Raw genomic sequence first — 1291 nt, 5'->3', positions numbered from 1 at the left:
GTGGAACTAGAATAAAAAGTGGACACCCGTTAACGGACAGAAGGATAATAAGGCTAACGGAGGTGTGTCCATATGGGAGAACAACGGCAACGATACAATGAAGAATTCAAGAAACAAACGGTAAAATTTATTCAAGAACAGACCAAGACACTCGGAGACTTGGCAGAAGAACTCAACATTCCCAAAAGTACATTACACCAGTGGATGGGCAAGTATCGTGAACTTAAACATGAGCCCGTAGCTAGCGTAGATCGAGTGAAGGAACTGGAAGCAGAGCTTAAAGAAATGCGCCGGTTACTTCAAGAGAAAGAACATACCCTTGCGGACACGCAAGAGGAACTGGCTATCGTAAAAAAAGCAGTGCACATCTTCAGCAAACCAAAGAACTAAGGTTTCAGTTTGTGGAAAACCATCGCTCCCTGTTTTCTTTGGAGAAGATGTGCACCCTGTTACATGTGTCACGGAGCGGATATTACAAATGGCGGATGGATCGAACAAGTAAACAGCAGCACCGGAGAGCTGAGATCATGAAGCGTATTCGGTTTCATTTCTACGACCACCAGAAGCGGTGTGGAAGTCCGAAAATTACGTATGCGCTCCATCTGGAAGGATACAAAATCTCTTCCCGTACCGTCAGTATATACATGCGTCAAATGAATCTTCGTTCCGTGCATAGTCCTCGGTATCGTGTCCAAACAACGGATTCTAACCATCATCATCCCATTGCACCAAATACGCTGAACCAGCAATTTCAAACGTCCAAACCAAACACTGCATGGGTCACCGATATCACCTACATTCCCTGCCGAGGAGGCCGGTTATATCTCGCCAGTGTTCTGGATTTGTGTACGCGTGAAATTGTAGGCTGGCGTCTGTACAACCATATGGAAACGAGCCTGGTGCTCGATGCATTGAATGATGCTTACCGGGCCAAACGCCCCGCTCCAGGACTGCTCCATCACTCCGATCGTGGCTCGCAGTATACGTCAAAAGAATACGTGGAGCAACTGAAATCGTATGGTATGGAACTCAGTATGAGCCGCCGAGGAAACTGTTATGATAACGCATGTATCGAGTCTTGGCACAGTATTTTGAAGAAGGAACTCATTTACTGTAACCCTCGTTTTAAGAATCCAGAAGAGGCTTATACCGCCATTTACCAGTACATTGAGTTCTATTACAACCGCAAGCGAATGCATGGGGCGCTAGGTTATCTTTCCCCTGCTCGTTTTGCGAAGAAATTTACGGACAAATCCGTCGCGTAAGTGTCTACTTTCTTGACATAGGTCCA

Annotated in this window: 2 protein-coding genes; both read left to right on the top strand. The window is 46.0% G+C overall.

Annotated features, from left to right (window positions below; genetic code table 11):
- Positions 1 to 72: 72 nt before the first annotated feature.
- Positions 73 to 390, top strand: a complete 318-nt coding sequence (locus DFQ00_RS28675) for a transposase (protein WP_090921784.1) — start codon at positions 73 to 75, stop codon at positions 388 to 390.
- Between the two features lie 11 nt (positions 391 to 401).
- Positions 402 to 1265 carry an IS3 family transposase gene (locus tag DFQ00_RS28670; RefSeq protein ID WP_110899776.1) on the top strand — a complete coding sequence of 288 codons (864 nt, stop codon included), beginning with the start codon at positions 402 to 404 and terminating at the stop codon, positions 1263 to 1265.
- Positions 1266 to 1291: the final 26 nt, after the last annotated feature.

Origin of the sequence: Paenibacillus barcinonensis (genome assembly GCF_003217495.1) — a bacterium.
Lineage (GTDB): Bacteria > Bacillota > Bacilli > Paenibacillales > Paenibacillaceae > Paenibacillus > Paenibacillus barcinonensis.
This window is presented reverse-complemented; position numbering and strand designations above follow the sequence as displayed.